Below are 26,828 nucleotides of genomic sequence, written 5' to 3'. Positions count from 1 at the left end.
GGGAATGAAATGGATGTAAATAGGGTGTTGACACGAATTTCTTTCAGGAGTATGATTCACTTAAAAATCGATCATTCCTTTGATTGATTCATTGCCTTCCCGCTATACGTTTTCTGTAGTGGAATGACATCAATTATTGTGAATTTAGTAGTATCCCAAATTTAAAGAGGTTATTGTCATGAACCGTGTCCCAAAACTAATCAAATTTCCAAAAGAGCTTGTCCAACGTGTAGAAGACTACCGAAAACAACATAAGATCAGGACGTTTTCAGGTGCCGTTTATGATCTATTAAAAAAGGGCCTTCAAGGCGATAACGACAACGCCCGTTAAATAGCTAACTTCATGTAAACGGTGTTTTATTACCGTATTCTAACTGCCGCCCGAACTCCCAACTTTTTATTGTGTAGATGCTCTTCTTCGCTACTAATGTCCCCCTTTACCGCGGTGAAACGTACCATTCCCTTCTTTCTCAGCCATCCATCTCTCGTTCAATGAAAAAACGCCAATTGTCAGGCTCAAAAGACGAAACATTTTTCCTCGTCATCCGTATGGGATAGTAATAAAAATCAAAAGGAGGAAGCAAAATGAGCGTTGCCATGAATCAAGGAGACTTTGTAAAAGTCGTATTTGTTTTCCAAAAAAACGAACAAGTAGAGGAAGTAACGCTTAACTCCGCTCAGTTAACAGCGTTGCTACACGCCAAACAAGTGTGGATTGAAGCGTTTGCCGATCATTTTAAAATCGAGAACAGCGTATGGTCTTACGGGAACGAAAATGTCTCTTTGCAGATTTATTTGAAGTAAGACAGAAGACGCAATTTTTCAGGCGATAACCTGTCTTTTTTTATAGCTTTAAAGCAAAGTGCATAAAATGAGATCATTCTCTAACAAGTAAAAAGAGAGCTTCCCCAAAAGCCAGAAGGCCAAAGCTTGGGGAAGCTCCCTTTTCGTACAGCTGCAATTTAACGATTTACAATGGAAGCTGTTGAAAAAGAGAAATGACTAGAATGAGTGTAGATAAGGAGCCAGCCGATAGTAACGTTATCATTTTTAGCCAATTTCTCTTTTTTGAGGGTTTTACAGCCTCTTGGGACACCGCTATCCATATTACAATAGAAAAGATCGCTATGATCGTAACAACCTCTGTAGACATATGAATACCTCCTCCATTTCCAAATTTAGCATCCATAAGCTTTTTTAAACGAAGAAACGTGTTCAGCCTGTTTTCAAGCAGCTTGCAGACGTTTTCCAATAATGAGCAAAAACATGCCGATTAGTACATATGTCCACCAAGCAAAAGTAAGAGGGATGCCCCAATCTGGCAACAGATAAACAATGCCTACCATGGCCATAAAGGCAACAGCACCGATCAAACCCGTTTTGATATATTGCTTCTTTGAGTTGGTCCCTTCAGTAAAGAGGTCTTTCCTTATTTGCTTAAAAATCCAATATACAGCCACGCCCGTTCCGATAATGCCCATTAGTAACGTAACCATTAAATTTCCTGTTATAACAACAGGCCCTTTTAGCCCGAATAAAGGCAAAACCAACTTGCCAAGCCCTTCCACCAAACAAACAATGCCGATCAGGACAACTACTTGGGCAATGATAAATTGGGCGACATTCCGTTTCTTTTCTCGCGGCAGTTCTGCAATTAATTCTTCTGCGTAGTCCTTCGGGTTGCCGCCAAATACATCCTTCGCCGTTTTTCCATCCTTTTGGCTGTCTACAATATGATGCAACATTTCCATCAAAATCTGTTCACTTTCATACTCTGCAAGCCGCAAGTCTGTGCGAATATAAAGCATCATATCTTCGTACAATTTTAAGTTGTCTGGTGTGAGTCGCTGGCGCAAACGGTTGTTTTCTTCAATTAACGCCTTTATTTCCTTTCGATTGTTTTTAAACATTTGCTTGGTCCTCCTTTAACATTGTTGACACAGGATTGGCAATTGCTCCCCACTCCGCCCGCATTTGCAATAATTCGTTTTTTCCTTCAGCTGTCAAAAAATAATATTTGCGTTTCGGGCCGCCACTTTCAGATGGCCTCATTTCGCTGTAAACCAGCTTCTGTTTTTGTAGACGCAAAAGGATCGGATAGATCGTACCGTCGCTAATTTCTGGCAAGCCGCTTTCCTCAAGTTTTTGCGCGAGTTCGTAACCGTAAACGGGCTGCCTGTCAATCACTGCTAGTATGCATGCTGGCAATACTCCTTTAAGCAGCTGGCTTCTTATTGCCATTTTCTACTCCTTCCCCCTCTACTTTGTTATGCAAGATAGTAAGGGTTAAACCAACTACTTTGCAATGCAAAGTAGTTGGTTTAACTATATCCTCATTTGTCGATTTCGTCAACGTTTTTTGTAGGACGCAAAAAACTAATCAAGAAAAAAAGTAGAAAAAGATGCATAAAACAGAGCAATTGGGGAATACTAAAGCTGTATTCCCCCAACTCCCCCTTTAGCCTCCAACTTAGGTTGGAGGTTTTTTATGCATACTTTGAAAAGACAAACATAGAATCAAAGTTGCAAAGCCGAATCGCAGTTATCAATATTCACCTCAATGCGTACGCCAAACTCCACAAACTGCCTTATCGAAACGCATAATCACGAACGAGCTCGTTCGCATATTTTTATATTAGAACGACTTAGTTGATTTCTTGTAAAAACATCACCGAATTCATCTCGACGGACGGAAAATGGCCTATTCGCATTTAGTTGAAAAAGCAAGCATTGACACGGATAATATAAAGATAGATACAAAGAAAGCAAGTTGCATGGCTTCATCTATTGGAGGTGGATGATGAAAATCTCGCAACTCGATCCGGCTACCCTTACTGACGAGCAGTTAACGAAGCTTCTTTACGGTTACAAAAAAGATGATGGCAAAAGCGGTGACTGCATTTTCGTCCCTGGCAGCAGCAGAGCGGTCGAGTACCGTGTGCCTAAAGCCGTTGACCTTTATAAACAGGGCCGGGCAAGGAAACTATTGTTTTCTGGCGGTGTCTCTTGGGACGAGACCAAAACGCCAGAAGCCGTACTGATGAAAGCAAAAGCATTGTCACTTGGCATTGCAGCCAAAGATATTCTTGTGGAAGACCGCTCGCTCCACACGAAAGAAAACGTGCTCGCCTCCTTGCTTGTGCTCGACCGGGCTATTGACTTGCACCGAATCAAGCGGCTGCTCCTTGTTACCGCTTCTTACCATATGCCACGTGTCTATTTGATGATGCGGACATACATGCCAAGCTGGATCGAATATTCTCTTTGTCCAGTCGACGATTACACCACAACTGCTGAAAACTGGCACCTCTCTCCTTTTGGGAGAAAACGGGTGGAAACAGAAGCGCGGAAACTGATTTCGTATGTGCAACAGGGCATTATTAAAGAATATCCCCTTATATGGTGAAAACGACAGCTAATCTAAAAAAGCCTATGCGTTCGCATAAGCTTTTTTTCTAGTGCTAACGTGTATAGTACATTAACGCGATCGCCCCTGGACCCGTATGCGTGCTAATAATCGGAGAGGTTTCGAGAATCGACACAGACAGGTCGGCGCGGACCTTTTTCAGGCTATCAACGATTTTTTTGCCAAGCTGCTCGGCTTCAATATGGGCAATGCCGACAGCGCCAATTTTTTTGCCAGCCGTCTCTAGATGGAATTTTTCTGTAAAAAACTCGACTACTTGCTTGTAAGTCCGTTTGGTCGCAACAGGTGTGTACGTGCCTTCTTTCAGAGCGGCAATTGGCTTTATTTTGAGCAACGAACCTAGCAATGCTTTTCCTTTGCCGATCCGGCCGCCTTTCGCCAAGTATTCCAGCGTATCGACGGCAATATATAAAGACGTCTTTGCGCGAATTTGTTCAATTTCCGCTAAAATGCGTTCCATTGTTTCCCCAGCAGCCGCCATTTCTGCTGCTTCTTTCACTTGAAAAGATAGGGCAGTGGAGATGAAATGCGAGTCTACTACTGTGACGCGTCCGTCCATTTCTGGTGCAGCCATTTGCGCAGATTGTACGGTGCCGCTCAGCGCCTCGGTCATATGAAGAGACAGGACTTGCACTTCTTCTCCTTCCGCAAGCAGACGCTGATACACATCCATAAATACGCCGACTGGCGGCTGTGAGCTTTTCGGCAAGGCACCGCCGGTGGTAAGGAGTGTGGCAAATTCCTTTTTGGTTATATCGACGCCGTCCCGATATGTTTTTCCGCCAATTTCGATGGAAAGCGGGACAACTGTGATGCCGAGCCGTTCCATTTCTTGTTTATCTATATCACAAGTAGAGTCAGTGACAATTTTTATGTTTGCCATCCAAACCTCCCTTTCTAGGACTTCTCAAAAATAGGCCTTGCTTTTAGTATGACACACTGCTGCTGTTCATGTAAACGCGGAGCAGAGGGGTCAATGACTTCCTTAGTCTTCCTCTTCCAGCGTCAAACCATCTACATGTTTTTTTGTTAATTGTTTTTTCGTTACCCGGTATTCTTTGCTTTTAAACAGAATGTCAAAATCATAATCAGGCGGATACAGCTCAGTTGCCGGAATCGCTAGCTTTAGCCGTTTATGGTTCAGCACCTGTTTCTCTCCTTTTAGCTGGACAACACAATTCCCCATTTTATCAGGCCCTTTATAGACAATGGCGTGTTCACCTGTCGCAATCACTGTCACCGCGTCCCCTTGGCGAAAGGATGCTTGCGTCTCTTGGCCTGCTTTTTGCGGCGCTTTCTTTCTCGCCCGAGCATATTTATTCGCCACTATTTGTTTCTGGTAAGCTGCTTGTTTTAATTGTTCGTCGCTAAATGCTGCTGAGTATGAGCGTTCTGTTTGATAAGTGAGCATATGGGCCCGTTCCACCATTTTCGGATGCAAACCTAGTTTGATCGCAATATCAAATGCCTGGCTTTTGCCGCTTTCCCCAATCATTAAGCGGTATGTCGGCGCAAGTGTGGCCATGTCAAATTCCATCGCTGCATTTACAAATCCAGGCGTCTTCGTAGCAAATTGTTTAATTTCGCTGTAATGGGTCGTTGCCATCAACGTCGCCCCTTTTTGAAAAAGCTGTTCTAAAATAACTGTTGCCAGTGCCATCCCCTCGCCTGGGTCTGTGCCTGAACCTAGTTCATCAATGAGGATCAACGACTGGTCATTGGCCTCGCGCAAAATAGCAATAATGTTGACCATTCTGGAACTGAATGTGCTCAAGTTGTCTGCTATGCTTTGCCCGTCGCCAATGTCCACAAACACTTGCCGGAAAATCGCAATCGAACTCTCTGGCTCAGCAGGAATGGGCAAACCACTTTGCGCCATTAACGTCAGCAAGCCAACCGTTTTAAGCGTCACCGTCTTCCCCCCTGTATTTGGACCTGTAATGACAAGGGCCCGTTCGTGCTCATCCACTTTTATAGAGAGGGGGACAGCTTTGTTGCCAAGTTTTGGATGGCGGGCGTTGCGCAAGTCAATCCTGTATTCTTCATTTAAAGTGGGGACAGCAGCGTCTATCGAAGCGCTATACTTCGCTTTGGCAAATAGGACATCATAATGGTGCATCGTTTCGATAGCGATGTGAATCTCTGTTTCATGGTTGAGCACCATCTCAGTCAGCTCATATAAAATCCGTTCTACCTCTGCCTCTTCAGCAATTTGCAACAATGCCCGTTCCTCTTGAATGTCACCTAAAGCGGTTGGCTCAATAAAGAGTGTCGCCCCTGAAGACGATTGGTCAATCACCGTGCCCTCCACTTTTGTGCGAAACTCTTTTTTTACAGCCAGAGCAAGTTTCCCTCCTCTGTCCACAATTGTTTTATCCTGCAAGTAGGGAGCGTAACGCTTATTGTTGACAAGCTGCTGGGCTTTGTCTTTTAGTTTTGTTTGGATGATTTGCAGTTGCCGACGGACGTAAGCCAAATCACTTGAAGCATGGTCATCCACTTGGCCAAGGCGTATGCACGCGCCTAGGCGCTCTTCCAAAGCATGAAGATCGCCAATTGAAAACGCATAAGCGCTTACAGTGGGTGCAATCGCTTGTTTGTCTTTCATGAACCGTTTTAATTTTCGGCAATGGTCTAGAAAAGAGATGAGATGTGCAAGCTGATCGGCGCGAATATAGAGCCCTTTATGGGCTTGTTGCAAATAACCTTCTAGTTCATTGGCTGAATGAATCGGCACACTGCTGCTCCTCGCTACAATGGCCATTGCTTCTCTCGTTTCATTCAATTGCTGGGCAATTCGGTTCTGCTCATAAAGGGGACGCATGTCTAAAATCGATTGTTTGCCTTTCTCTGTTCGGGTATAAGCAGCGATATCAGCAAGCAGTTCATAAAAACCAAGTGTGTCAAGCGTCTGTTCGTTCATGTAAATTTCCTCCTTTTGTAGTTCGATCCTTTAGCACCTTTCCAAAACAACAAAAAGCCGCCATGAACAATCGCTCATGACGGCAAGGTAAACTGATGGCAAGTAGCCATTGTTTTTTTGACAACACAAAAAAACCATGACACTACGCCATAGCAAATTCATCCTTTTAGCTATGATCACGTGTTCTTAACTGTTCTGAAAACGCGCAAGCCAAATAAACGCTCAATTGCTGCGTTTTTTGCGCTTTCCAGCTATCCAATTACGGATTAGTTAAGAACCACCAGATACATAAAAACGTCCCCCTCTGTGAAGGTTTAATACCTCTTCAACATACCACCGGGAAACGGTTATGTCAATCGATGTTCCACGTGTAACAAAAAAACAGCTCACGCCTGCCATACATATAGTAGGCGTGAGCTGACCTGGGGTTTACATGATGCAGGAGAACAAATGCCCTTGTTTACCAGCTTGCTTTTTTGACACCAGGAATTTGCCCTTTATGGGCTAGTTCCCGAAAAGCAATCCGAGACAATTCAAAGTCGCGCAAAACACCGCGTGGACGGCCGGTCTTCCGGCATCTTCTCGTTAGTCTGCTTGGGGAAGAATCCCGCGGCAGCTTTGCAAGTGCAACATAGTCGCCTTTTTCTTTAAGTTCTTTCCGCTTTTCAGCATACTGGGCAACAAGTTCTTGCCGTTTTAATTCCTTTTGTACTTTTGCTTTTTTCGCCATTTTTCTGGCCTCCTTATTATTGAGAATCATTATTATTACGATTTAATTCGCGCGTGAAACCACCCACGGAAATGGGTCGACAAACTGGCTCCAATCTTGCGAAAGCTCCTCATCGGTCAACAGGCATGCTTGCAGCTCTTTTCGAATTTGTGATTCATCCATGTCGATGCCAATAAATACGATTTCGTTGATACGGTCACCAAAACGGTCATCCCATTTGCTAGCGATCTCTGGATGATTTTGCTTCATATAGACTTTTTCGGCCGCAGGCAAACTGTCAATCCAATACGCAAGTGGCTGCAAAACGGCTTGCGGACCCGCCTGTGACAGTTGAAGTGCTAGTTCTTTGCGGCTTGCTACCCAAACAGTCCCCTTTGCCCGCGTCACCTCGTCAGGGTAATGGTCGCACCACTGTTTAAAGCGCAGCGGATGAAATGGCTTTCTATCCCTAAACACAAAAGACGAGATGCCATACTCATCGGTTTCTGGAACATGTTCATTTTCCAATTCCTTTTCCCATGTTTCATGGGCCATCGCTTGCTCCTCATTAAACAGTCCTGTGTTCATAATTTCGTTTGGATCTACTTGCCCATTTACCGTTTGGATGATTTTTGCATGGGGCTGTAAATGTTTTAAAAAAGAAATAAGTTTCTTCACTTCTTCTTCCTGAAGCAAGTCCACCTTATTCACGATCAGCACATCACAAAATTCAATTTGATCGACAAGCAGCTCTACGATCGTGCGTTCATCTGTTTCGTCTGTGCCTTGATTGCGGTCTAGCAACGTCTCGCCTGAATCAAAATCTTTCCAGAAGCGGTATGCATCGACGACCGTCACCATCGTATCAAGCGTACATAATGATTTTAAATCGATGCCTGTCCCTTCATCTTCATACGTAAATGTTTGGGCAACTGGAACCGGCTCTGAGATGCCTGTTGATTCGATTAATAAATAATCGATGTCCCCGTTTTCGATTAGACGCCTGACTTCAACGAGCAAATCTTCTCGCAATGTGCAACAAATGCAACCGTTGGACAGTTCCACCAGTTTTTCTTCTGACCGAGAAAATCCCCCTCGCTCTACTAAATCAGCATCAATGTTGACTTCACTCATATCATTGACAATCACGGCAATTCGCTGCTGGTGTTTTCTGTTATTCAGCACATGGTTCAACACAGATGTTTTCCCGGCTCCTAAAAAACCGCTTAACACAGTCACAGGTACGTTCATTTGCTGCCTCCTAATCACAAATCGTAATTATTACGAATTATATCAGACAAACGAACATTTCGCAACCGTCTTGCAGACAGCACGCTCCTATCAGTGCTTTTTTACACACAAAAAACAGCCCGAGAGTTGAGTTCGATTCTCGGGCTTTGTACGACTAGGCTAGTTCTAGGGCGATTTCCATCATGTTCGTGAACGAGGTTTCCCGCTCTTCAGCTGTTGTTTCTTCCTCTTTAAATATGTGGTCGCTTACCGTCAAAATGCAAAGCGCATTAACGCCGGCTTGGGCAGCATTCATATACAAGGCCGCCGCTTCCATTTCGATGCCTAAAATTCCCATATCACGCCATTTTCCTGCTGCGTCTTTATCAGCATTATAAAATGTGTCGCTGGAAAGGATGTTGCCGACATGGACAGGCACGCCTTTTTCGTCTGCCGCTTTTTTCGCTTTTTCGAGCAACGAATAAGAAGCAATCGGCGCGAATGTACCTGGCAAGTGATATTGGCTTACATAGTTGGAATTGGTTGATGCGCCCATTCCTAGAATAACGTCATACAAGTTCAAATCATCTTGAAGGGCACCGCATGACCCAATCCGGATTAAATTTTTAACACCAAACACATGAATGAGCTCATACGAGTAAATCCCCATGCTCGGCATTCCCATTCCCGTTCCCATGACAGAAATACGCTTGCCATTGTAAGTGCCGGTAAATCCAAACATATTGCGGACGCTATTAAATTGGACGACATCTGTCAAAAAACGTTCAGCGATAAATTTGGCCCGGAGCGGGTCTCCAGGGAGAAGGACCGTTTCCGCGATCTCTCCTTTTGCATTAATGTGAGGGGTTTGTTTCAATTCTGTCATTGCCAGTCTCCTTTAAGCTTTTATAAAAACACATTCTTCCAAAAGCAGTATAGTCAGCCGTTCTTTCTCCATAATAGTAAAATCAAATCGTTCACGCAATGAGCACTAAAGAAACAGGAAGGATTCGCGTGCAATTGTTGCATCTAGTACTTGACCTCTTTTACGTATAGCTTCGCTTCCCGAACATCCTGTTGAATTACTTATGTACGTAAGGTTTTTCTCGTTTTCTCGTTGTGTTAATTTTCTTGAAACCCGTGTGTCAATTGGTTGAAAAACATACACATTATGCCCTTGGCCGCCACGCTTCCGCTGAGTTAGCCCTTCAGTTGGAATTGGTTGCGAAGTAGCTTGTGACTTAGCCTTTACAGTAGCATGTAATTAATTCTCCTTCAAAATAATTCTTATATTTACAAAAGATACTAAACTACTAATGAGAAATAGAAATAAAACTGATAATGAAAAAATGATTCGGAAATTATCATTTATTACAAGCCCTAGAGCAAACGCAGCTAAGCCAAGACCTACTATTGAACACAGCATCAACCTACTCTGTTTAAATGATTTACTAGCTATAAAATGTTTCTTTTTATTTATGAGAACTAATCCTAAAACAAAAGAAGTTAAAAATGGAACTAACGCAAATAAGTTGACAGTGCTTTGGTATATAGGAACTATGAATGCAACTAGACCGCCTAATAACAAAATTAGGGTATACGTAGTCGTTCCATTCATTTTTTCCGTTAGTTCAGCATTCGAACTTTTATATTCTTCAATGTATTTACCAGCTAATTTTTGAGGTGTTGGAAATTCATTTGATAATTCAGCCGCAATTTCTCCTTTACTATAACCAGAGTGCTCAAGTTCAGATGATAAATCTTGCATATGTTGTCTTATCTCATTAGTCACATTATTTCGGGCATGGGGAGGTAGATCACATAAATAATTAGATAACTTCTCGGTGTATTCCTCAATAAAATTCATCGTCCTTTATTTTCCCTCCTCTATCAGGCTCTGTATTGCTACATTAAGTTTAGTGAACTACCCACCACTTATCACCCTTGCAGGTCGCTTGAAGTGGGGGCTTCTTGGGTAATCGCCCCTTTCGGTAGCTGGCGAAATGGACCAAGCGAACCCTCTTGTTCCAAGAGTTGATCGATTCATGAGGCAGTGGCTAATAAGCGAATCCCTTCTGTTTTGATATTGACTGCTGAATTGTAATCTCTATCAAGGCTTCGTCCACAAACACATTGATACGTACGTTCTGATAATGGCATTTCTTTTATGGAACCACATTGCTTTGGCCATATCAATTCCTGCCATACCATATGAAAAGCTTTTCGGCTATCGCCCAACCGATATTCATCTCCCCCCTACCTCCCAGCTACGCCCTTCACACGCTTGAAGAGGGAGGCCTCTTTCGGAAATATGTTAAGGAAACACATTCTTCCAAAAGCAGTATAGTCAGCCGTTCTTTCTTTATAATAGTAAAATCAAATCGTTCACGCAATGAACACTGCAAAACAAAACAAGGAACGGCTCAAGAGAAGAGCCATTCCTTGTTTGCTTTACTCTTTTTTAAACGTTTTATCGCTTCTAACTGTGTCAATCGGCCGAACGACACTCTCAATGTACTCACGCTTCGCTTCTAGAAATGGCGGCAAAGATAATTTTTCGCCTAGCGTTTCATACGGTTCGTCGCCCATAAAACCAGGTCCGTCCGTTGCAAATTCAAACAAAATTTGTGGGGAGACACGGGCGTATAGGGACTCAAAGAAATGGCGGTCTACATAGCCAGAAGTATGGAAGCCCATCTTCTCCATATGTTCCGTCCACTGATCGAGCACAACTCGGTCTTCGACGCGAAAAGCGACGTGGTGGACAGCGCCATAGCCTTGGCGGGCCCGGGGAAGAACGTTATTATGTTCGACGACGACTTGCGCCCCATTCCCCCCTGTTCCGACTTCAAACAAATGCAGCGACCCTTCTGTAGCAATTTCTTTAAAGAAAAGCGCCTGCTCCAATACTTGTTTAAAGAAATCAAAGTTGGCGACTCTAATAAAGATAGGCCCTAAGCCAGTAATCGCATATTCAAGTGGCACCGGTCCTTTTTGCCATGGCGTGCCTGATTCGATCCCTTGGTTGTTTTCATCTGAAATTAATTGGTATTGTTGCTCGTCGAAATCCACAAATGCCAGCGTCTTTTTGCCAAAAAGCGTTTGAATGCCTGTATGTTTAACGGCTAAACGGTCAAATCGTTTTTCCCAATAAGAGAGCGCCTCATCGGTTGGGACGCGGAACGATGTTTGATAAATTTCATCTGTTCCAGGCGAGCTTTTCGGAATACCTGGGAAATCAAAAAAAGTCATGTCTGTACCGGCACTGCCTTTATCATCTGCAAAAAACAAATGGTATGTTTGAATATCGTCTTGGTTCACCGTCTTCTTAACAAGGCGCATCCCTAACACATACGTAAAAAATTCATAAATTTTCTCGGCGCTGCTTGTAATCGCGGTTACATGATGGATGCCTTTTAAACTGTTCATCGGGCATGGCCCCTTTCAGTTAATTATCTCTAATTCAATTATATTAAATTCGAAATAAATGTCAACAACCTTTTCAACTCCAAATGAATGCATTAAAAAGGCCAGTTGAGTAAATTCAACTGGCCTCCGGCTGTCGACTGGCGACAACCTCTTTTCTAATGACTATGAATGGGCTAGAGGGCCGCCAGCTTGAAAAAAGCGATCGACACGCTTCTCAACGGCTTCATCTTCTACTAACGGCGGCGCATGGTGCCCTTTTATTCTCGCATCAATAATTAACGCATCGCAGCCCCAATGTTTATGCTCGATAAACGAATTGATGCCATACGTGTCATGAGAAGGGTTGCTGCGAGTAAACGTCACCCATAAAAAGTTGGCAAGCGATGCGCTCACAAACTCACTGTCGTCACATAAGACTAGAAGCGGACAGCTTGGCAGCGAGCTCTTCTTAGCAATTGCAGCAGTCAACTCGTTTAATTCTTGTTCAGCTTGCTCATAGTCGGAAAAAGCGGTTGTTTCAATCGCGACTACGCCTGGCATTACGTAGCGCGCTTTCGTAATCTTGTCACATTCATTCAGTTCCGAAGGGATGGCCGTACACAGCTCACGCAACTTTTCCCCGTAAGCAGCAAGCACCACTTTGCTTCCGCTATTTAACCCTGTTCCACTATAATCAAGCGTATCGATTGTCGTGTTTGTTTGAAAATGAATGTCGCGGCGTAAATCAATTCGTTCCAAAATATATTGGAGAAAAGCGACTTCGTCATGGGTGCTAATCGGCTTTTCCTCTTCGGCTGTAATAAATAAATACTTTGCTAAACTAAGCTGGCCAAAGCCGAGAATCGCATTGGCAATCGTCAACAATTCCATCGGCTGTTTTACTTTTTGGTACGGGGTATACCGCTCGCTGCCAATCGCAAACAAGAGAGGATGGACACCTGCAGCATCTACCGCATGGACTTCTTTAACGCCAGGCAATTGCTGTGTGACTGCATCTCCTGTAAGTTCATGGATTAACGCGCCAAATGTCGTATCTTCCTGTGGCGGGCGCCCCACTACCGTAAACGGATAGATCGCGTTTTTGCGGGCATAGACTTTATGGACTTTCATTACTGGAAATGGGTGCGTCAAACTATAATACCCTAAATGGTCGCCAAACGGGCCTTCTGGCTTCGTCTCATCTGGATAAATGTCTCCTGTAATGACAAAGTCGGCATCGTGGCTAACGGCATAGCCATCCACATAGCCGTAACGGAAACGGCGTCCAGCCAACAATCCAGCAAACAGCATTTCACTTAAACCTTCTGGGAGTGGCATCACTGCTGACAATGTGTGTGCCGGTGGACCGCCAATAAAAATGCTGACTTTTAGCGGTTCGCCCCGCTTTGCCGCCTTCGCTTGATGGACGCCAATGCCTCGCTGGATTTGATAATGGAGCCCAACTTCTTTATTTGGCTCATAGTCGTTTCCATTTAATTGCACACGGTACATTCCTAAATTGGCGTTCATCAACCCGGGCTTATCTGGGTCCTCGCTGTACACTTGGGGAAGTGTAACAAATGCGCCGCCATCGTCTGGCCATGAATGGACAAAAGGGATGTCGGAAAGTGAAATCTCTTCAAGTTGCGAGCCATTGAGGCCAGGTTTCCGCATTGGCAGCGCTTTTAAAGCGGATAAACCGTTGCCAAGCTGTTGAAGGGGGCGTTTGGCCGCTTTCATCGGGTCATCGCGCAATGCGATAACTTGCTCGACTTTGCTCCAATTTTTACGGAACAAGAACTTGCTTCGTTCCATTGTCCCGAATAAATTGGCCACAGCCCGATATTTCGATCCTTTTACCCGTTCAAATAACACAGCTGGCCCGCCTTCACGGTAAAGGCGCCTTTGAATCGCTGCCATTTCCAAATACGGGTCCACCTCTTCTTGAATGCGGACCAGGTGGCCATGTTTTTCCAAATCAAGAATGCATTCTTCTAAGTTCTCGTACATAACCGCCACCTTTGAAGCCCTATGTAAGCTTCTTCCCTTTCTTCAGTCTCTTACTGCCATTATGGGCAAAACGAACAAACAGGTCAACTAAGAGAATAAGGCGAAAAAATGGCGAAGCCAAAAGCTTCGCCTGCTTATTACACCTTTAATGCGACTTGAAAAGACGCTTCTGTTTTTTCTTGGACTTCTTCGAGCGATACGCCTTCTTGCAATTCGGTCAATGTCATTGTGCCGTCCTTAAATTCAAAGACGGCTAATTCAGTAATTAGCAAATCGACAACCCCTTTGCCAGTTAGAGGCAATGTACAGGCCTTTTTTACTTTCGTTTCGCCGTATTTATTGGTGTGGTCCATAATGACGACCGTTTTCTTGGCGCCTTGCACCAAGTCCATGGCGCCGCCCATTCCTTTCACCATTTTCCCTGGAATCATCCAATTGGCCAAGTCGCCATTTTCGGCGACTTCCATGCCGCCTAGTATCGCCAAGTCAATATGGCCGCCGCGGATCATCGCAAACGATTCGGCACTGTCAAAGTAAGAAGCGCCTACCTTTGCCGTCACCGTCTCTTTGCCAGCGTTAATTAAGTCGGGATCAACTTCTTCCTCTGTCGGATAAGCGCCAATGCCTAGCAAGCCATTTTCCGACTGGAGCATGACATGGACGTCATCTGGAATGATATTGGCGATAAGTGTTGGCATGCCGATGCCTAAATTGACGCACATTCCGTCTTTTACTTCTTTTGCCGCCCTGTTCAAAATGCGTTTTCTTGTTTCCTTCATTGTCCGTTTCCTCCTTCTACCGTCGCCACAGTACGGCGCTCAATCCGTTTTTCAAAGGAATCACCGACAAAGATATGCTGCACATAGATGCCTGGGGTATGGATCTGGTCTGGATCAAGTTCGCCCAATTCGACGAGTTCCTCTACCTCGACAATTGTTACTGTGCCAGCAGCTGCTACGAGCGGATTGAAGTTGCGTGACGTCTTCCGGTAAACGAGATTGCCAAATGGGTCTGCTTTCCACGCCTTTACTAAAGCAACGTCGCCAACAATGCCCCGTTCCATAATATATCGCTTGCCGTCAAACGTTTTCTCTTCTTTTCCTTCAGCGACTGGGGTATCGACGCCGGTTGCTGTATAAAAGGCGGGAATGCCAGCGCCACCTGCTCGAAGCCGCTCAGCGAGCGTCCCTTGGGGCACGAGTTCAACTTCTAGTTCGCCGTTTAAAAATTGCTGTTCAAACCGTTTGTTTTCCCCTACATAAGAGGCGACCATTTTGCTAATTTGTTTGTTTTCAAGCAGCTGCCCGAGGCCAAAATCATCGACGCCGCAATTGTTGCTAACAACTGTTAAATTAGAGGCGCCACTGTTTTTCACGGCAGCGATTAAATGCTCGGGGATGCCGCATAACCCGAAACCGCCTACTACTAATGTAGAACCGTCTTTGATAAACGCCATTGCTTCCTCTGTCGTCGGAATGATTTTATTCATCGTTCATCCTCCCCTGCAATATGTTTATGCAACCTTGACGTTTAAAAAAACATCAGGCCAATGGCAATTGGCACAAATGCCCAAAAAAGCAATATGACACAAAAGCCCATGATGTCACGGACTTTCAAGCCTGCGATCGCTAATAATGGCAGCGCCCAAAATGGTTGGATCATGTTCGTCCATGCGTCTCCCCAAGCGACAGCCATAGCTGTTTTCGCCATATCCGCACCAAGTTCCAATGCTGCCGGCACCATAATCGGCCCTTGAACAGCCCATTGTCCGCCTCCAGAAGGGATAAACATGTTTAGTAACCCTGCGCTAAGAAACGTCCATAGCGGGAACGTCTCTGCTGATGAAATCGAGACAAACCAAAGGGAAAGCTGTTCAGATAGTCCTGAGCCTACCATCATCCCCATAATCCCGGCATAAAACGGAAATTGAAGCATAATGCCTCCGGCGTTTTTAACGCCTTCGCCAACTGCTGTTAAAAAGCGCCTTGGCGTACGATGGCATAAAATGCCTAAAAACAAAAACGTAAAATTGACAATATTAATGTTTAAGTCAAGGCCGTTTTCGATAAAATACAGTACGACATACGTTAATCCAAACAGAGCAATGGCAAGTGACACCCATTGACTGTTCTCCAACTTTTCCGCTGGCGTTTCCGCAACAGCCGCCGCTTCCTCACGTTTTTCTTCAGCAAATCGAGCCATGTCAATTGTGTAAGAAGAAGTCGACGTCTTGAGAAGGAAATAATTTACGACAGGCAAGCTAATTAAGAAAGCGCATACAATAAAAAGGTTGGCTGGAGACAGCAATGTATCGGCAATTGGAATCGTCCCCATTACATCTGCCAAAAAGTGGTCCTCTGTTGCAATTGTAAGAGGGATAGAAGCCGATAATCCCCCATGCCATACAAGAAAACCGCTGTAGGCAGCCGCCACCAGTATACGATAGTCGACGCTTGGTACTTGGCGAACAACGTGCCTGGAAAAAAGCGCGCCGACAACAAGGCCAAAACCATAATTGATCAGACAAGCAATGCTGGCCACAAACGTTACAAGCACAATTGCCTGGCCTGGCGTTTTTGCCAATACGGCCAACGTTGATAATAGGCGTTTAAACAGCGGTGTATTCGCCAAAATGTAACCGGTTACAACAATAAGCGCCATTTGCATCGTAAAGGAAAGCAAATCCCAAAAGCCAGAGCCCCAATAATCAACCATTTGTACAGGCGAAGCATCTGTAACAAACACGCCCAATATAAAAACAAGAATCGTTAACAATACTGCAAACAAAAAGGCATCTGGCAAATAGCGTTGCACGATGCGGTCAAACCACCTAGTAACGGCCGCAAACAAGCATAGCGCCCTCCTTTCGCGGAAAGATCGATACTATGCATTTACTATAACATATATTGATTGAAAGCGTTATCATACTCCGTCTAATTATGGTCAATGTTTTAAACAAATACCCAATTTCTTTCCCGAACTATAGCCACTCGGGAGCTACCGCCGTTCTCCCGAGTAGACAGCACTTGTTTCCCGGCGGATCAATTTGTGGCTAATGATCCTCTTTTCCGCCGGCGCCTCAGGGTCGGCTATCCGTTTTTGCAAAAGCTCGGCGGCCCGGTAGCCTAGTTCATGAATATGGATGTCGAGCGTGGTCAGCGGCGGTGTCGCCAGCTCTGCCATTAGCACATTGTTGAAGCTCACAACAGACACCTCATTAGGCACGGAAATATTCATGTTAAATAACATGCGCAGCACGCCCAGTGCCATTAAGTCATCCATTACGATCATGGCTGTAGGAGGATGTTTTCGTGACATTAGTTCAATAACCGCTTGTTCGCCGCCCTCAAAAATCTCATCATGGTGGACGACGTAAGAGTCATCTGGCGTCATTCCTGCTTCCTCTAACGCTTCTATATACCCTTTCTTGCGGTCTAGCGTGACGTACGCTTCTTCACGACCACCAATAAAAGCAATCCGCTCATGTTTTAATAGCAGCAAATATTCGGTCACCATTTTCGCGGCTTTGACATTGTCATTGTTTACATAAGAAACTTGGCCGGACAACGTTTCAGGCGGTTGGCCCACAACGACAAAAGGAAATGCTTTTTCCAGCAAAAACTCAATGATTGGGTCAGAGACGGTTGAATACAGCAAAATCATCCCGTCGACGCGGCGTGTATAGTACATTTCGATGACTTCTTCTAAAATGCCTTTATCGGTTTGCGCAGTCGATAAATACAGCCCGTATTTTTTCTCATTCGCTTGTGCTGTGATGCCTCTTAACACTTCCGGGAAAAACGGATTTTGAAACGGCGCGTAAGAAACACTTGGCATAATAATGCCGACAACATTTGTGCGGTTGTTCACAAGGTTTCTGGCGTTTACATTTGGGTAGTAGCCTAACTCTTCCATTACCGCCTGGACTTTCGCTTTTGTCTTTGCGCTGATTTTTGGATTGTTCGCGATTACCCGTGACACGGTAGAAGGGGCAACATTTGCTTTTTTGGCAACATCTTTGATCGTAACACCCACTCGTTTTCCCCCTTTTCTTAACAAAACACGGCAGGAGCGGCACTACACGATGGCGTAGTAGCCCTTCCTGCCTTTATATTGAATGAACGGCTCGTATTTGTCTACTGGTGAACTTGCTCAACATGTTTGGTATACGCTTTTCTTACCCTTTCGTCGCGCCAGAAGACAAGCCTGTAATCAAATAACGCTGCAAAAATAAGAATACAGCGGCGATTGGCACCGCAATGAGTACAGAACCTGCAGCAAAGCGTGTAAAGTTGTTTGCAAATTGATCACTGACAAAATTGAACAATCCTAACGCGAGCGTATAATTTTCCGGGCTCCGTAAAATAATTCGTGGCAAAATAAAGTCCATGAACGGCGACATGAAATTAAAGAGTGCCACCACTGCTAAAATCGGCTTCGCAAGGGGAAGCATGATCGTGAAGAAAATACGAAAATGGCCGGCACCGTCTAACTTCGCCGATTCATCCAAATCACGGGGAATGGTATCAAAATAACCTTTCACCAGAAACGCGTTCATCGGAATCGAGGTTCCCACATAGATAAGGATAAGCCCAAGAAGTGTATCAAGCAATTGGACAGTATTTAATAAAATATACAGAGCAACCATCGCCATCATGACAGGGAACATTTGTAATAATAAAAACGCATACAGCCCGTGGGTCCGCCCAACAAAGCGATAACGGGAAAAGGCATAAGCCGTTAAGGCGACAAGAAATGTTGCACATAAAGACGTAATACTGGCGACAATGAGCGTGTTTTTATACCACTGCACATAATTGCTGCGCGGATCAAAGAACAACCATTCGTAATGGCGCAACGAAATTGTTTCTGGAATCATTTTTGAAGAATGTAAACTCGTCCCAGGGTTAAACGACAGCCCGATCGTCCATAGAAGAGGGTAAAGAATGATGACGCCCATAATAAGCAAAAACAGGTAAATGGCAGTCACTTCGAGCCTTGACTTTTGCTTTTTATTCATTAGATGCTCCCCTCCTCTTTAAATGAGCGGCTTCGTCTGAACTGGAACAAAGCAAAGCCCGCTACAATCAAACCAATGATAATTGAAATTGCGGCAGCCATACTGTACTGTGAGTTCTCAAATGTGAGACTGTACACCCATGAAATCAAAATATCGGTGCCGCCAGCGTTTTGCCCACGAATCGGCGGTCCCCCTTGGTTAAATAAGTAAATGATCGAGAAGTTGTTAAAGTTTCCTGTATATTGCATGATCAGTAGTGGCGCAGTCGCAAATAAAAGATGTGGCAGCGTAATATGGCGAAATTTTTGCCAACGGTTGGCTCCGTCCATATCCGCAGCTTCATACCAATCGCTCGAAATGCTTTGCAGAACACCGGTGAACAAAGCAAATACAAACGGAAAGCCGAGCCATGTTTGAATCATAATTAGCGCAAACCGTGCCCAAAAAGGATCGGTCAGCCAAGGAAAACCGTGGCCAAACAAAGGAATGAATATATCCCGATTAATTGCACCAAAATTGTCGTTAAACATTGCTGAAAAAATTAAAATGGTCACAAAGGCGGGCACAGCCCATGGGAGGATAAGGATCGTACGAATGAATTTTTTAAACTTAATTCGTGGATCGTTAACCATAATCGCTAATAATAAGCCTAGCCCAACTTGGCATGTGGTAGCGACAAATGTCCAAATTAACGTCCACGAAAAGACGCTAAAAAATGTTTCTCGCCAAATCGGTACAGTGACAAGCTGGACAAAATTTTCAAACCCTACCCAGTCAAGCAAGTTTCGTGGTGGGGCATTGTAAAGGGTATAGTTTGTAAAAGCAAGCCCGATCATAAACAAAAGAGGAAAAACGACAGTGAAAATTAAAAAGACCAGCCCTGGGCCAACTAGCAAATACGGAAACCCTTTGTCCCATGCTTGCTGGAAGCTTTCACGGAGCGAGGGTATTCGCCATCCTTGTTGAATACGTTTTGCATCCTTATATGCATCGCGTAAATTGAATAAATAGAAACCAATAGCAAAAACCGTTAAAATAAGGGCAATGATCCCTTGGGCTAACAGCATCCGCGAATCATCAACCCTCTCCAATGTCCCTAACGTTAGAATCCCCCAATAACCAATATTTAAAATGTCATAAAAGACAATGATGAAGGCAGCAAAGAGAATGAAAAAGACCGACCCTTTTCCATAACGCCTATTATACAGTTGCCCCAACCCAGGGATGATGGACAAACAGAGTGCTCGTTTTGGATGATTTCGTCCTGTCCTCTCGCCTACTTCTAGTTTCATTAGTTCTTCCTCCTCTGCATGACAATGACCTCTGCGAAATCAAGTGGATGGAGAGTAACCTCTCCATCCATTTAACAAACTTAATTTTCTTGAAGGGCGATCTTATCAGCAATTTGTTGCACTGCTTCTTCTAGCACTTCCTGTGGATCCTCACCTTGAGAAATAAATTCAAATGCGTCCCCCATCGGATCCCATACCGATGACATTGCTGGAATGTTTGGCATTGGTACCGCGTATTCTGCTTGTTGCAAAAACGGTTGCCGCAGTTCATCATCGATCTCCACGTCTGTACGGGCAGGCAATTCCCCTGCTACTTCAAAGTACGTTAGGGCGCTTTCTGGATTTGTAATGTATAGAGCTAAGTCGGTTGCCCAATATTGATTTTCGCTATACTCATTCACTAACCAACCTTTTACCCCTGAATACGAGGACAGGTTTTTCCCATCAATTGTTGGGAGAGGCGCAACTGCCAATTGATCTCCAAGCGCCTCTGAGAATTCAGAAACGTTCCAAGGTCCTGAAATGACTGCTCCTACTTGTCCATCTCGGAAATAACCTTTTATAATATCGTCGGTGATTCCTACTGGTAAGTAGCCTGCTTCATACCAAGATTGAATTAAATTCGCCCCTTCTACTGTTCCTTCATTTGCCAGTCCAATGTTGGATGTGTCATATACGCCTTCACCATCCTGGTCGAACACGTATCCTCCGTGAGCTTCTATAAACGGATAAAGGTAATAAAAGTTTGTGCCTTCAAATAAAAATCCATATTCATCGGCACTGGCATTCGTTAGATCCGCTGCAATTTGCTCTAGCTCTTCTATTGTCTTAGGCGCCTCTGGAACAAGCTCGGTATTATAGTACAGAGCATAGGTTTCAATGACGGCCGGGATTCCTAGCTGGACCCCGTCATAATTTAATGCTTGAATTGCTCCTTCTGTATAGCCTTCTAATTGTTCCGAAGTTAACTCAAGCTCAGCGGCTAACCCTTGCAAATAAATGTCACCTAGGCGATCGTTCGGTTGGTAAAAAAGGTCAGGACCGCCGCCAGCCGCCGCATCTAAGGAAAGTGACTCCAATTGGTCGAGCATACTAAACGGTGTGATCTCTACGGAAATTCCAGTCTCCTCTTCATACTTTTCTACAATTTGTTCATAAGCATCTAACTGTACTTCTTCATCGTTGACCCACATCGTTAACACTTCTGGCTTTTCTGGTGCTGCTCCATCTTGCTCCTCATTAGCAGGCGTTGCACTACCCTCACTTGCTGAGCCATTCCCTTCGTCGCGATCAGGACCACACGCAGTAAGCAAACCAGTCAACGTCACAACGAAGACGGCAGACGATAAAAGAGATGTCGCTTTTTTCACTCGTTTTTTCCCCCTTAAATGGTCTTGTTTTTTCTGCAAGGCAGAGCATCCGGCCTTGCAAGAACGCAAACAATAGTGAAATCGTTTGCACAATTAAACGCCATAAAATGAAATCGGTTACAACACACTTTCAACGCCATTATATTATGTTCATTCTTCGAAAACAACTATTTTATTTTAATTTAATTGCAAACGTTTGCCTTTTTCCTTGACTTTCACTCCTTCATCTCATAGGCTGAAAATAACAATCAAGAAAACGCTTACGATTCTCGTTTAGAAGGGAGCTTGTTTTAAATGAAAGCAGCGATCTACCATCGCCCGAAAAGTGAGGATGCTTACGCTTATGACAAAGACACGATCCACATCCGTCTTCGCACGCGCAAAGACAATGCTCATGAGGTCATTCTTATTTATGGAGATCCTTACGATTGGGCGGATAACGAATGGGTAACTGCCAAAAAAACAATGACACACGGTGGGGCCGATGGAGAACATGATTATTGGTCTGTGGAAGTGAACCCGCCATACCATCGCCTCCGTTACGGGTTCGAAATTAAGGCAAAGGATGAGACGATTTACTATGGAGAAAGCGGGTTTCGCGATACGCTAGCAAAAGACATAAGCGATTATTTTTGTTTTCCCTATATGAATCAAGCCGATTTGTTTACACCGCCTGAATGGGTAAAAGAAACGGTCTGGTATCAAATCTTTCCTGAACGTTTTGCCAATGGCGATCATTCTCGTGACCCTGAAAGTACTTTGGCTTGGGGAAGTGCACCCCCGACTGCAACCAATTATTTCGGCGGGGATCTTCAAGGGATTGTCGACCGTCTTGATTATTTGCAGAAACTAGGGATTAACGGCATTTATTTAACGCCAATCTTTAAAGCGTTTTCCAACCATAAATACGATACGATTGATTATTTAAAAGTAGATCCCCAGTTTGGAGATGAAACGACACTTAAACGGCTTGTTGATGAATGCCATAAGCGCGGAATTCGAGTCATGCTTGATGCCGTCTTCAACCATGCTGGCCTGTACTTTCCACCTTTTCAAGATGTACTCAAACACCAGCAGGAATCAGAATATAGCGATTGGTTTCATATCCGCCAATTTCCCGTTCGGGCAGAGGAACCACCTAATTACGATACGTTTGCCTTTACCCCTTTAATGCCAAAACTAAATACAGCAAATGAAAAAGTAAGAGACTATTTATTGAACGTAGCTACGTATTGGATTAAGGAGTTTGACATTGACGGTTGGCGTTTAGATGTCGCCAATGAAGTCGACCATGCCTTCTGGCGTGAGTTTCGCAAAAGAGTCAAAGCATTAAAACCAGATTTGTATATTCTCGGTGAAATATGGCATAACGCTTATCCTTGGCTGCAAGGCGACCAATTCGATGGGGTCATGAACTATCCGCTCACTGACGCGATTTTTGACTTTGTCCAACACGGCAAAAGCGCAACCACTTTTCAACACGCGGTTACAAAACATTTGTACAGTTACCCAAAATTGGTGAACGAAGTCCAGTTCAATTTGCTCGGCAGCCATGACACACCAAGAATTTTAACTGTAAGTGGGGGCAACAAAAAATTAGTCAAACTTTCCTACTTATTGCTGTTTTCCTTTCCTGGCTCACCTTGTATTTATTACGGGGATGAAATCGGCATGGCCGGAGAAAATGACCCTGGTTGCCGCGCATGCATGGTGTGGGAGGAAGACCAACAAGATCAGGAGCTATTCCAATTTCTGCAAAAACTAATTAAGCTCCGCAAAACTCACCATTCAATGGGCACCTATGACACATTGCAGTTTTATGACTCAGGCACCGAGGATGTGCTGTTGTATTCCACATCCGTTGGCGAAGAGCTGCTTTTATTTGCGGTTAACCGCAGTAAAACAGAAGCAACGGTCAAACTCCCTGACTCACTAAAGAGCCTTGCATTTGTCGATGCCATTTACGAAAGCCTATTGCAAAGCGAAGAGCTCCACGTTAAAGGCGAGTGCTTTTTGCTCCTTCATTCTGTCGACGCCAACAAACATGGCCAAGTAGACAAGTAAAAAACAGAATGGCATACCTCATGACGAGTTATGCCATTCGTGCCGTAGTCTCCCTTTCTACATATAAAAAAGCCTGTCGACCATCTTAACCCTGTCAACAAGCTGAGAAAGCCATGCCTTTTTTCCTTTAAAATAAAAATAAATTGAAAGTGACTGCTCCTAAAATACCTAAGACTACGGCTAAGGCTAAAATAGGAAGAACAAAAAAGTAAACAATTTTCTGGCTCGTTTTTAAAGACCGCCTTTGTTTGTTAGTCTGCATAAAACCAACCTCCAGCCTGATTCTGATAATTTCCCCACACACCAAGTTTTTCAGCGCCACACCTACTTGCTAACAAAGAAATTATGACATAGGGTACTAAGAATTCCCTCAATTCAGTCACTCTTCTCTAAATATAGTCGCCTTATAAAAGGCTCATCTGAGTCAAAAGCATCTTTTATAAGACGTTACTATATTTTCCACAGAGGATGATAAACCCTTTTTACCAATTATAAAGTTTTGGTCATACTAATGATACATCCCGCTATGTGATATTAACTCACAAAGAAAACCGTACTTGCTCTTCTTCATGCAAATGGACAGTCGTTTCGGCCGGGGCGGTCTTGGCGATGATCTTTCCGTTTCTAATTGAGGCAAGCACAGGCGCTTGGCGACGGATCAAGTTGAACTCATCTTTTTCATCGACAAGGATCATGTTTGCCGGCTTCCCTTCTTCGATGCCGTATTCGTCTGTAATGTACAACGTTTTAGCACTATTTTCGGTAATAAAATCAAGGGACTGGCTAATTTGCTCATACCCTGTTAGATGGCTTACATGAAGTCCCATAAATAGCACTTGCAGCATATTGCCAGTGCCTAGTGGGTACCACGGGTCAAAGATGTCGTCATGGCCGAAACAAACATTTAGCCCTGCCTCATGCAGTTGTTTGACTCGTGTAATTCCACGGCGGACAGGATGGTGGTCAAACCGCCCTTGCAAGTGCGTATTGACAAGTGGGTTGGCGATAAAATTGAGCTCAGCCAGCTGGCAAACACGGAGCAATTTGCTGACATATGGGCCATTGTACGAATGCATCGCCGTCGTATGGGATGCTGTTACCCGCTCTTTCATTCCGCTTTCGTAAGCAAGCGCCGCTACCGTTTCGATGAAGCGCGATTGCTCATCGTCTGTTTCATCACAGTGGAAATCAAGGAGTTTGTCATATTTCTCGGCTAGATGAAAGGCAACCTCAACTGATTTTACGCCCATTTCTCTTGTAAATTCATAATGGGGGATCCCGCCAACGACGTCAGCGCCTAGTTTTAGTGCTTCTTCTAGCAGCTCCTGCCCTTGCGGATAAGATAGAATGCCTTCTTGTGGGAAAGCGACCAGCTGGATATCAACAAATGGTTTCATTTCTTCCTTTACTTCAAGGAGTGCTTTGAGCGCCGTCAAATTGGGATCGGTCGTATCAACATGTGTGCGCACATGTTGAATCCCTTGGCTAATTTGCCATTTGAGCGCTTTGGTCGCCCGTTCTTTGACATCTTCGTGTGTTAGTTTTTCTTTTCGTTCAGCCCAACGCTGGATGCCTTCAAATAACGTCCCTGATAAATTCCAATTTGGATCTCCTGCCGTTAGCGTCGAGTCTAAATGGATGTGCGGTTCAATAAAAGGGGGGATGACTAGGTTTCCATCTGCTTCGATGATTTGTTCCCCTTCTGCTTCAATATTTTGAGCAATTTTAGCGATCTTTCCGTCTTTCAGCCAAATATCCCATAAACCAACTTTGCCGCGCAAAGCAGCTTGTTTAATCATCATCAGAGTTGTTCTCCTTTTCTATTTACAATTTTCTCCAAACATATATAGGAGAGTGCTGCAAAAATTAGGGCGTTAAGGGGCTGGATGCCAGGCACGAACAGCGCCCCTGCCAAGCCAATGAGCCACGCAATTAACGCATTTGCGCGCACAGCTTTAAACGAAGCTTGCTTGAAAGGAGCGTAAGTGCCTTTTTTAATTATAAAATAATCGACTAGCACAATCGCGCCTATTGGCGGCAACGTTAAATTTAAAAAGTCTAGCCAGCTGACAAAATTCGTATACAGCCAATAAGCAAGCAGCGTGCCGACTAACCCATTAACCAAGACTAGCTTTTTCTTCGAAAACTTCGTGACATTGGAAAGCCCTAGCCCTGAAGCATACAAGGCGCTGTCATTGGTCGTCCAAATGTTTAAACCGAGCGCAAAAATCGCCGGCCAAATCAGCCCTTGTGTAAACATGACTTCTGAAATTTCAGCAAAACCAGTGGATATTGCGCCGACTGCACCGAACAAAAACATTAACGAGTTGCCTAAAAAGAAGGCAATCACTGTCGTCGACACCGCGACTTTTTTGCTTGAGCCATAACGGGCAAAATCAGGAGTCAACGTGCCGCCGCTTATAAAGGAGCCAATACAAACCGATAAGGCAGCCGCGATGCCGATTCCTTCCGTCGGCTGATAAGCAAACAATTGAGCCGGGCCGCCCATATCATTGACAGCAATGGAACTAGAGATTGTCCCTAATACTGCGATCGCTGGTACTGCGACAAAGCTTAACATCGTCAATGCCTTTACACCTAAATAGGCAGTCGCTGTCATCAGGACGCCGCCTAAAAGGAGAAGCAGCCATAAGTCAACACCTGTTACTTTTTGCACAGGCACGGCAAGCATCATTAACCCTACGCCAAACCAGCCAATTTGCGTAACGCTCAGAAGCAGGGAAGGCAAATAGGAGCCTTTTTCACCAAACGCAAACCGTGTCAACAAATGGGTAGATAACCCTGTCTTTGCTGCGATGTAGGCCAGTGCCCCTGTATATACGCCAAGAATAAAATTGCCTACTAAAACAGTAATGAGAAACCGACTAAAAGACAAGCCTTGCCCAAGCGTGCCTCCCGCCAACATACTCGCCGAAAAAAATGTGAAGCCTACCATTAACACAAACATTTGCCAAAAACCACGCCGCCGCCCTTGCGGAACCGCCTGCCATTCAAAATCAGATTCGACGATTTTTCCTGCCACGTATTTTCCCTCCATGTCTGCTGAACATGTCCTTAAAAAAAGTCCGATGAAGACCACGTCATGGCCTTCACCGGACTTTTCCTCCCAGTTCAAACATCAATTGATGCCGCCTTCCCGGACCTGTCCCAATGTGTGGCGGAACCCTGAAAGGCTATGTTCATTTTTTAATAGGAGTATAGTAGCACATGTTCGTAAACGATCCCTGGTTTTTGTCAGATTATCTGACAATCCATTTATTAACGTTTCCTCGTTTCAATAAGACGTTGGCCATCGTATGGAATTTTTTGGTGATCGAAAACAAGCGATTTCCATAAATCCTGTTACATTTCTTT

At 44.4% G+C, this 26,828-nt stretch carries 23 protein-coding genes and 1 pseudogene; 4 read left to right on the top strand and 20 right to left on the bottom strand.

The genetic code is table 11. The features are described from left to right. Positions 1 to 178: 178 nt before the first annotated feature. A complete protein-coding gene (locus BC8716_RS22460; RefSeq protein ID WP_169715920.1) occupies positions 179 to 331 on the top strand; it encodes a hypothetical protein in 153 nt (50 codons plus the stop codon). Between the two features lie 254 nt (positions 332 to 585). After that, the gene (locus BC8716_RS07150) at positions 586 to 804 is read left to right on the top strand and encodes a hypothetical protein (protein ID WP_094424494.1); all 219 of its coding nucleotides are present in this window, start codon (positions 586 to 588) and stop codon (positions 802 to 804) included. A gap of 422 nt (positions 805 to 1,226) precedes the next feature. Here the strand turns inward: BC8716_RS07150 and BC8716_RS07140 are convergent, their stop codons facing one another. Further along, on the bottom strand, positions 1,227 to 1,910 hold the full coding sequence (locus BC8716_RS07140) for a DUF1129 family protein (protein WP_094424492.1): 684 nt from the start codon (positions 1,908 to 1,910) through the stop codon (positions 1,227 to 1,229). Beyond that, on the bottom strand, positions 1,903 to 2,241 hold the full coding sequence (locus BC8716_RS07135) for a PadR family transcriptional regulator (protein WP_094424491.1): 339 nt from the start codon (positions 2,239 to 2,241) through the stop codon (positions 1,903 to 1,905). The genes BC8716_RS07140 and BC8716_RS07135 overlap by 8 nt, the downstream gene beginning before the upstream one ends. Before the next feature lie 559 nt (positions 2,242 to 2,800). On the opposite strand from BC8716_RS07135, the gene BC8716_RS07130 reads away from it, so the two are divergent. Continuing rightward, positions 2,801 to 3,406, top strand: a complete 606-nt coding sequence (locus BC8716_RS07130) for a YdcF family protein (protein ID WP_094424490.1) — start codon at positions 2,801 to 2,803, stop codon at positions 3,404 to 3,406. Between the two features lie 55 nt (positions 3,407 to 3,461). Here the strand turns inward: BC8716_RS07130 and BC8716_RS07125 are convergent, their stop codons facing one another. The 16 genes and pseudogenes from BC8716_RS07125 to BC8716_RS07050 all read right to left on the bottom strand — a co-directional run bounded on the left by BC8716_RS07125 (position 3,462) and on the right by BC8716_RS07050 (position 21,389). Then, complete coding sequence (locus BC8716_RS07125; protein WP_094424489.1) at positions 3,462 to 4,310, bottom strand: DegV family protein; 849 nt, start codon at positions 4,308 to 4,310, stop codon at positions 3,462 to 3,464. Positions 4,311 to 4,412: 102 nt separating this feature from the next. Next, on the bottom strand, positions 4,413 to 6,350 hold the full coding sequence (locus BC8716_RS07120; protein ID WP_094424488.1) for an endonuclease MutS2: 1,938 nt from the start codon (positions 6,348 to 6,350) through the stop codon (positions 4,413 to 4,415). A 460-nt stretch (positions 6,351 to 6,810) separates the two neighbouring features. Then, positions 6,811 to 7,080 carry a 30S ribosomal protein S14 gene (rpsN, locus tag BC8716_RS07115; protein ID WP_094424487.1) on the bottom strand — a complete coding sequence of 90 codons (270 nt, stop codon included), beginning with the start codon at positions 7,078 to 7,080 and terminating at the stop codon, positions 6,811 to 6,813. Positions 7,081 to 7,122: 42 nt separating this feature from the next. Continuing rightward, a complete protein-coding gene (locus BC8716_RS07110; RefSeq protein ID WP_094424486.1) occupies positions 7,123 to 8,310 on the bottom strand; it encodes a GTP-binding protein in 1,188 nt (395 codons plus the stop codon). Between the two features lie 154 nt (positions 8,311 to 8,464). Further along, positions 8,465 to 9,175: a purine-nucleoside phosphorylase gene (gene deoD, locus BC8716_RS07105; protein WP_062744753.1), complete on the bottom strand. Its 711-nt coding sequence runs from the start codon at positions 9,173 to 9,175 to the stop codon at positions 8,465 to 8,467. A 378-nt stretch (positions 9,176 to 9,553) separates the two neighbouring features. Continuing rightward, positions 9,554 to 10,156, bottom strand: coding sequence for a DUF1700 domain-containing protein (locus tag BC8716_RS07100; protein WP_094424485.1), 603 nt, complete (start codon positions 10,154 to 10,156; stop codon positions 9,554 to 9,556). A gap of 176 nt (positions 10,157 to 10,332) precedes the next feature. Next, positions 10,333 to 10,467, bottom strand: a pseudogene (locus BC8716_RS07095) (zinc ribbon domain-containing protein); the annotation flags it as partial. Between the two features lie 273 nt (positions 10,468 to 10,740). Then, positions 10,741 to 11,718, bottom strand: coding sequence for a ring-cleaving dioxygenase (locus tag BC8716_RS07090; protein WP_094424484.1), 978 nt, complete (start codon positions 11,716 to 11,718; stop codon positions 10,741 to 10,743). A 162-nt stretch (positions 11,719 to 11,880) separates the two neighbouring features. Beyond that, entirely contained in the window at positions 11,881 to 13,707 is a 1,827-nt protein-coding gene (locus tag BC8716_RS07085) for a UbiD family decarboxylase (protein WP_094424483.1), read from the bottom strand. Between the two features lie 137 nt (positions 13,708 to 13,844). Further along, positions 13,845 to 14,486, bottom strand: a complete 642-nt coding sequence (locus BC8716_RS07080; RefSeq protein WP_094424482.1) for a 3-oxoacid CoA-transferase subunit B — start codon at positions 14,484 to 14,486, stop codon at positions 13,845 to 13,847. Continuing rightward, positions 14,483 to 15,196, bottom strand: coding sequence for a CoA transferase subunit A (locus BC8716_RS07075; protein WP_094424481.1), 714 nt, complete (start codon positions 15,194 to 15,196; stop codon positions 14,483 to 14,485). The genes BC8716_RS07080 and BC8716_RS07075 overlap by 4 nt, the downstream gene beginning before the upstream one ends. A 41-nt stretch (positions 15,197 to 15,237) precedes the next feature. After that, positions 15,238 to 16,557, bottom strand: coding sequence for a short-chain fatty acid transporter (locus BC8716_RS07070; protein WP_094424480.1), 1,320 nt, complete (start codon positions 16,555 to 16,557; stop codon positions 15,238 to 15,240). A gap of 147 nt (positions 16,558 to 16,704) precedes the next feature. After that, on the bottom strand, positions 16,705 to 17,742 hold the full coding sequence (locus BC8716_RS07065; protein WP_094424479.1) for a LacI family DNA-binding transcriptional regulator: 1,038 nt from the start codon (positions 17,740 to 17,742) through the stop codon (positions 16,705 to 16,707). Between the two features lie 142 nt (positions 17,743 to 17,884). Then, positions 17,885 to 18,727 (bottom strand): sugar ABC transporter permease, encoded by an 843-nt coding sequence (locus BC8716_RS07060; protein WP_063608913.1) that lies wholly within the window; start codon positions 18,725 to 18,727, stop codon positions 17,885 to 17,887. Further along, positions 18,727 to 20,019 carry a sugar ABC transporter permease gene (locus BC8716_RS07055; RefSeq protein ID WP_094424478.1) on the bottom strand — a complete coding sequence of 431 codons (1,293 nt, stop codon included), beginning with the start codon at positions 20,017 to 20,019 and terminating at the stop codon, positions 18,727 to 18,729. The genes BC8716_RS07060 and BC8716_RS07055 overlap by 1 nt, the downstream gene beginning before the upstream one ends. Positions 20,020 to 20,099: 80 nt before the next feature. After that, complete coding sequence (locus BC8716_RS07050) at positions 20,100 to 21,389, bottom strand: sugar ABC transporter substrate-binding protein (RefSeq protein WP_094424477.1); 1,290 nt, start codon at positions 21,387 to 21,389, stop codon at positions 20,100 to 20,102. A gap of 294 nt (positions 21,390 to 21,683) precedes the next feature. Between BC8716_RS07050 and BC8716_RS07045 the strand changes: the two genes are divergently transcribed. Further along, complete coding sequence (locus tag BC8716_RS07045) at positions 21,684 to 23,453, top strand: glycoside hydrolase family 13 protein (protein WP_094424476.1); 1,770 nt, start codon at positions 21,684 to 21,686, stop codon at positions 23,451 to 23,453. A 539-nt stretch (positions 23,454 to 23,992) separates the two neighbouring features. Here the strand turns inward: BC8716_RS07045 and BC8716_RS07040 are convergent. Both BC8716_RS07040 and codB read right to left on the bottom strand, forming a co-directional pair. Continuing rightward, positions 23,993 to 25,255 carry a cytosine deaminase gene (locus BC8716_RS07040; protein WP_094424475.1) on the bottom strand — a complete coding sequence of 421 codons (1,263 nt, stop codon included), beginning with the start codon at positions 25,253 to 25,255 and terminating at the stop codon, positions 23,993 to 23,995. Further along, on the bottom strand, positions 25,255 to 26,511 hold the full coding sequence (gene codB, locus BC8716_RS07035) for a cytosine permease (protein WP_094429192.1): 1,257 nt from the start codon (positions 26,509 to 26,511) through the stop codon (positions 25,255 to 25,257). Before codB ends, BC8716_RS07040 begins: the two co-directional genes overlap by 1 nt. Positions 26,512 to 26,828: the final 317 nt, after the last annotated feature.

The organism is Shouchella clausii (genome assembly GCF_002250115.1).
GTDB classification, from domain to species: Bacteria; Bacillota; Bacilli; order Bacillales; family Bacillaceae_D; genus Shouchella; species Shouchella clausii.
The sequence above is the reverse complement of the archived record's forward strand: the minus strand, read 5'-3'. Positions and strand labels throughout refer to the sequence as shown.

Coding starts and splice junctions, on each gene's coding strand:
- BC8716_RS07125 (WP_094424489.1), bottom strand. CDS start 4,310: ATGGCAAACATAAAAATTGTCACTGACTCTACTTGTGATATAGATAAA.
- BC8716_RS07100 (WP_094424485.1), bottom strand. CDS start 10,156: ATGAATTTTATTGAGGAATACACCGAGAAGTTATCTAATTATTTATGT.
- BC8716_RS07055 (WP_094424478.1), bottom strand. CDS start 20,019: ATGAAACTAGAAGTAGGCGAGAGGACAGGACGAAATCATCCAAAACGA.
- BC8716_RS22460 (WP_169715920.1), top strand. CDS start 179: ATGAACCGTGTCCCAAAACTAATCAAATTTCCAAAAGAGCTTGTCCAA.
- BC8716_RS07075 (WP_094424481.1), bottom strand. CDS start 15,196: ATGAATAAAATCATTCCGACGACAGAGGAAGCAATGGCGTTTATCAAA.
- BC8716_RS07130 (WP_094424490.1), top strand. CDS start 2,801: ATGAAAATCTCGCAACTCGATCCGGCTACCCTTACTGACGAGCAGTTA.
- BC8716_RS07060 (WP_063608913.1), bottom strand. CDS start 18,727: ATGAATAAAAAGCAAAAGTCAAGGCTCGAAGTGACTGCCATTTACCTG.
- BC8716_RS07045 (WP_094424476.1), top strand. CDS start 21,684: ATGAAAGCAGCGATCTACCATCGCCCGAAAAGTGAGGATGCTTACGCT.
- BC8716_RS07040 (WP_094424475.1), bottom strand. CDS start 25,255: ATGATGATTAAACAAGCTGCTTTGCGCGGCAAAGTTGGTTTATGGGAT.
- BC8716_RS07135 (WP_094424491.1), bottom strand. CDS start 2,241: ATGGCAATAAGAAGCCAGCTGCTTAAAGGAGTATTGCCAGCATGCATA.
- BC8716_RS07120 (WP_094424488.1), bottom strand. CDS start 6,350: ATGAACGAACAGACGCTTGACACACTTGGTTTTTATGAACTGCTTGCT.
- BC8716_RS07090 (WP_094424484.1), bottom strand. CDS start 11,718: ATGAACAGTTTAAAAGGCATCCATCATGTAACCGCGATTACAAGCAGC.
- deoD (WP_062744753.1), bottom strand. CDS start 9,175: ATGACAGAATTGAAACAAACCCCTCACATTAATGCAAAAGGAGAGATC.
- BC8716_RS07085 (WP_094424483.1), bottom strand. CDS start 13,707: ATGTACGAGAACTTAGAAGAATGCATTCTTGATTTGGAAAAACATGGC.
- BC8716_RS07080 (WP_094424482.1), bottom strand. CDS start 14,486: ATGAAGGAAACAAGAAAACGCATTTTGAACAGGGCGGCAAAAGAAGTA.
- BC8716_RS07110 (WP_094424486.1), bottom strand. CDS start 8,310: ATGAACGTACCTGTGACTGTGTTAAGCGGTTTTTTAGGAGCCGGGAAA.
- BC8716_RS07150 (WP_094424494.1), top strand. CDS start 586: ATGAGCGTTGCCATGAATCAAGGAGACTTTGTAAAAGTCGTATTTGTT.
- rpsN (WP_094424487.1), bottom strand. CDS start 7,080: ATGGCGAAAAAAGCAAAAGTACAAAAGGAATTAAAACGGCAAGAACTT.
- BC8716_RS07140 (WP_094424492.1), bottom strand. CDS start 1,910: ATGTTTAAAAACAATCGAAAGGAAATAAAGGCGTTAATTGAAGAAAAC.
- codB (WP_094429192.1), bottom strand. CDS start 26,511: ATGGAGGGAAAATACGTGGCAGGAAAAATCGTCGAATCTGATTTTGAA.